Source organism: Microcystis sp. M_QC_C_20170808_M3Col (genome assembly GCF_007095505.1).
Classification (GTDB): domain Bacteria; phylum Cyanobacteriota; class Cyanobacteriia; order Cyanobacteriales; family Microcystaceae; genus Microcystis.
The window spans coordinates 1-3615 of the sequence record NZ_SFBY01000481.1 but is presented as its reverse complement, the minus strand read 5'-3'; the positions used below and the strand labels follow the sequence as shown (position 1 = coordinate 3615).

Annotated in this window: 7 protein-coding genes; 3 read left to right on the top strand and 4 right to left on the bottom strand. The window is 46.3% G+C overall.

Annotated features, from left to right (window positions below):
* A partial coding sequence (locus EWV84_RS22275; protein ID WP_287080143.1) for a helix-turn-helix domain-containing protein occupies positions 1-140 on the bottom strand: 140 nt, incomplete at its 3' end.
* A 212-nt stretch (positions 141-352) separates the two neighbouring features.
* On the opposite strand from EWV84_RS22275, the gene EWV84_RS22270 reads away from it, so the two are divergent.
* A complete protein-coding gene (locus tag EWV84_RS22270) occupies positions 353-622 on the top strand; it encodes a hypothetical protein (RefSeq protein ID WP_286824374.1) in 270 nt (89 codons plus the stop codon).
* Complete coding sequence (locus EWV84_RS22265) at positions 619-1020, top strand: type II toxin-antitoxin system VapC family toxin (protein WP_286824375.1); 402 nt, start codon at positions 619-621, stop codon at positions 1018-1020. The genes EWV84_RS22270 and EWV84_RS22265 overlap by 4 nt, the downstream gene beginning before the upstream one ends.
* Before the next feature lie 20 nt (positions 1021-1040).
* Here the strand turns inward: EWV84_RS22265 and EWV84_RS22260 are convergent, their stop codons facing one another.
* Positions 1041-2150, bottom strand: a complete 1110-nt coding sequence (locus tag EWV84_RS22260; RefSeq protein WP_287080142.1) for an iron-containing alcohol dehydrogenase family protein — start codon at positions 2148-2150, stop codon at positions 1041-1043.
* Between the two features lie 20 nt (positions 2151-2170).
* Entirely contained in the window at positions 2171-2728 is a 558-nt protein-coding gene (locus EWV84_RS22255) for a Ycf51 family protein (RefSeq protein WP_286824378.1), read from the bottom strand.
* Between EWV84_RS22255 and EWV84_RS22250 the strand changes: the two genes are divergently transcribed.
* The gene (locus EWV84_RS22250; protein ID WP_287080140.1) at positions 2705-3322 is read left to right on the top strand and encodes a 7-carboxy-7-deazaguanine synthase QueE; all 618 of its coding nucleotides are present in this window, start codon (positions 2705-2707) and stop codon (positions 3320-3322) included. The two genes, EWV84_RS22255 and EWV84_RS22250, sit on opposite strands and share 24 nt — an antisense overlap.
* Before the next feature lie 56 nt (positions 3323-3378).
* Here the strand turns inward: EWV84_RS22250 and EWV84_RS22245 are convergent, their stop codons facing one another.
* Positions 3379-3513 (bottom strand): hypothetical protein, encoded by a 135-nt coding sequence (locus EWV84_RS22245; RefSeq protein ID WP_287080139.1) that lies wholly within the window; start codon positions 3511-3513, stop codon positions 3379-3381.
* Positions 3514-3615: the final 102 nt, after the last annotated feature.

Sequence of the window (3615 nt, the reverse complement as noted above, 5' to 3'; positions counted from 1 at the left end):
CTTTCTTGTCTTTCGTACCATGCTTGTGTTCTGAGATGGAGAGCTTTATTGTAAACTAATCTTACACAGCCCAAAGTGCGCCGCAATAGCGACTCTTGTTCGGGTGTGGGGTAAAATCGGTAAGAGTAGGCTTTTTCCATGTCTCACATTTTAGCATATATTTTGTAAATGTGCTAATATTTAACAGTAAAGCCGTCGTAGAACGACGGGGTTTCAGACCCAAATTTTCGATGACCGAGATCTTAAAGCCAGTAAAAATATTTTGGCCGCAGGGCGATCGTCAGTCCGCCTAAAATTCTGTTATCCTGTAAGTGCAGGAAAAATTATGAGGATTAGCCATCAGGAAGATATTATGACAAATGAGCAAATATTACTGGAAAAATGGAGAACATTACCCGACGACAAACAGCAGCAAGTCTTGGAGTTGGTCGAATCATTCTGTCTTGAGGAGCAAACTATTACAGATCCAGTAGCATCGTACCAGCCTAAAACTGAGTTGGGTAAACGGCTGCAAAAAATTCGGACTGCAATTGTAGCATCGGGAGAAAGTCTCTTGGATCTGGAGGGTATTGAACGTGAAAAAGCTGAGAGGAGAGGTGGATATCAAGGAGATAATGGGTGATCAAAACCTTTATTGATTCGGGTGTTTTAATTGCTGCGGCTAGGGGGAATAGCGAAAAGTCACTTCCTGCGGTACAGGTTCTCGATGACGCAAATCGCTCGTTTGTTTCCAGTCCATTTCTGAAGCTAGAAGTCTTGCCCAAGGCAATTTATAATCAGTGCCGAGAGGAAGCACTATTCTATGAAGCGTATTTCACGGCAGTTACTGACTACGTTACAGATTTAGAACAAATTCTCTTAATGGGTTCTCAAGAGGCGCGTCAGTGGGGTTTGGGAGCAATGGATGCGCTTCATGTTGCAGCAGCGGTAATGGCTGGTGCAAAGGAGTTTATGACAACTGAAAAACCGAGTAGGTCTATTTATCGTACCCCAAGTGTTCAAGTGATTTCAATTTATTAATAAGTCCCGAAAATTTACCCTTAATTAGCTTTAACTTTCTGCACGATCGGATCGGCAGTGGTAGTAGAAACCATGGCCGCCATAACTTGTTCAGGGGAAACCGTAAAAGGTAGGCGATGAATGTCAGAATTAGGCTGACAGGCAATTGCGGCTGCGTGGCGCAATTGGGCAAGGGAAACATCTCTTAATCCTAAATCCTCTAGGGATTTCGGTAAACCAATTTGTTCATAAAACTGGATTAGTTGCCCCCGGGCCGATAGTGCCAATTGATTGCCCAAAACTATTTCCTCTAGACGCAATTGGGCGAGGATGCCGTAGGCGACTTTTTCCCCGTGCAGGGCATGATGGCAAGCGGGAATATGGGTTAAACCATTATGAATCCCATGGGCGGCCACGGTACGACAATTAGCGCCCCCTAAACCACCAATTACTCCGGCTAATAAAACGGTGGCATCCACTACTTGTTTCCAGTCCTCCCCGCCGATATTTTCCAGGGCTGCTGGGGATTTTTGGAAAAGAATATCCCGCAAAACCCGGGCCTGTTGGACAGCGGCAATGATCAGGGTTTCCGTGGAATGACCGCTACTGACGGAAGCTTCGTACCATTTAGCGATCGCATCGCCAATACCGGCGATTAAGGTTCTTTTCGGGGCAGTTTGGATAATACCGTAATCGAGAATTAATAAATCCGGGCAACGGGCTAGGGACAGATCGTAAAGAAACGCCCCCGCATCGGAATAGATGTTAGATAGGGCTGTCCAAGCGGCACAAGTGGCCGCGGAGGTGGGAATCGTGGCAATCGGCAAATGGCACTGATGGGCGAGTAATTTGGCCGTATCGAGGGCCTTGCCGCCACCCACACCGATGATAAAATCTGCCTCATGACTCTTGACAGATGCCTTTAAATATGCTAAGGAATTCTCCGAACAATCGGGGGCGTAACTGTGATAGCTAGGAGTGAGATTTTTCAGGGGAGATGACAAAAAAGCTAAATTGCGATCGCCGCCCACCACGAGGGGACGTTTCCCCAAATCCGCTAATTTGCCGGTGGATTCTTCTAGGGCATTGTCACCCCGAATCACTTGTGCGGGGGCGATTAACAGGGGCAAAACAGCGACAGCATTGGACATTTTTTGACAACCTCTCAGGATTATTGGCTAAGTTTAGCGAAGCTTTCGGGAAAAAGCTGTAGTTCAGGGGTATTATCCCCCGGGGCGGAGAAGGATTTTTTAATCTGTCCTAAGTACAAAGGAGCAGATAAACCGGGCTGAGGGTGAACGAGAGTGCGAGCACTAATGATAAATTGATTATTACCGCCAGCACCGGCGCGACCAGAGGAAAACAAGTCACTAGCGGCTTGTTTTAGGGTTGCTTCCACCTGCTCGGTAGTAACAGTATTGGGCAGGGAGATAACAGCTTGATTAGCTCCGTTATCATAGACAAGGGAGAATCTCACCGCTCCCGGAATTTCGGTACGAGTAAATAATCCTAACCCAAGACCGAAAATTCCGACCGTCAACACAGCCATAAAGCTAGTGACACCGACGAGACGAAAGCGGATTCCCCAACCGACGAGAAAAGCGATAATCGTGAGTACCAAAAAAACCAGCGTGGCAATACCAGACCATTGGATGTATTTGGCAAAGTTCAGGGGAATGTCCATATTTTCTATAATACTGATTCTATGAAAACGGTTAGCATAAACCATTGTACCTATCCTGTTGTCGAAACTTTCCATTCTGTGCAGGGCGAGGGCTTTTGGACGGGAAGCAATGCTTTTTTCCTCCGTTTGGGAGGTTGCGATGTCTATTGCCCTTGGTGCGACCAAAAAGAGTCTTGGAATGCCCACCGTTATCCACAACAATCGGTGCGGGAATTGGTTGAGATGGCAAAAGGGGCTAACCCCGCTATGGTGGTGATTACCGGGGGGGAACCTTTAATGCACAATCTTGATCCTTTGACCGGGGAATTAAAAGATCAGGGTTTACGGGTACATTTAGAAACTTCTGGCGCTCATCCTTTTACAGGGGTTTTCGATTGGGTGACTTTTTCTCCTAAAACTTATAAAATGCCCGATCCTAGTATTTATGCACGGGTGAATGAGTTAAAAATTGTCGTGGCTAATCCAGGGGATTTAGACTGGGCAGCCATCCAGGAAAGTAAGTTATCGGAAGGGGTGATCAAATATCTGCAACCCGAATGGAATACGGTGGAAAGCAAAGAGTTAGTCTTTAATTATGTTCTCCGGCATCCCCAATGGCGCCTCAGTCTCCAAACCCATAAGTTTTTAGGAGTCCGCTAGTCAGTTATCAGTTATCAGTTATCAGTTATCAGTTATCAGGAGTCAGGAGTCAGGAGTCAGGAGTCAGGAGGTGATAGGGAGATAGGGTTTTGGGGTGATAGGGTTTTGTGGTGATAGGGTGATGAGACAACTTCCCCACTTCCCCACTTCCCCACTTCCCCACTTCCCCACTTCCCCACTTCATAATTCATAACTCACCGTTCGCTTAAATAAAAAAGCGATCGAGGACAAAAAAGGTTAAAATCCTTGTGTAGTAAAGGGTTTGGTTGAAGGAGTTAAGAAAATTCCCACAC

What these genes read in the sequence shown, in the direction of transcription:
- EWV84_RS22270 (WP_286824374.1), top strand. Translation starts at nt 353, where the DNA reads ATGACAAATGAGCAAATATTACTGGAAAAATGGAGAACATTACCCGAC.
- EWV84_RS22260 (WP_287080142.1), bottom strand. Translation starts at nt 2,150, where the DNA reads ATGTCCAATGCTGTCGCTGTTTTGCCCCTGTTAATCGCCCCCGCACAA.
- EWV84_RS22250 (WP_287080140.1), top strand. Translation starts at nt 2,705, where the DNA reads ATGAAAACGGTTAGCATAAACCATTGTACCTATCCTGTTGTCGAAACT.
- EWV84_RS22255 (WP_286824378.1), bottom strand. Translation starts at nt 2,728, where the DNA reads ATGGTTTATGCTAACCGTTTTCATAGAATCAGTATTATAGAAAATATG.
- EWV84_RS22245 (WP_287080139.1), bottom strand. Translation starts at nt 3,513, where the DNA reads ATGAATTATGAAGTGGGGAAGTGGGGAAGTGGGGAAGTGGGGAAGTGG.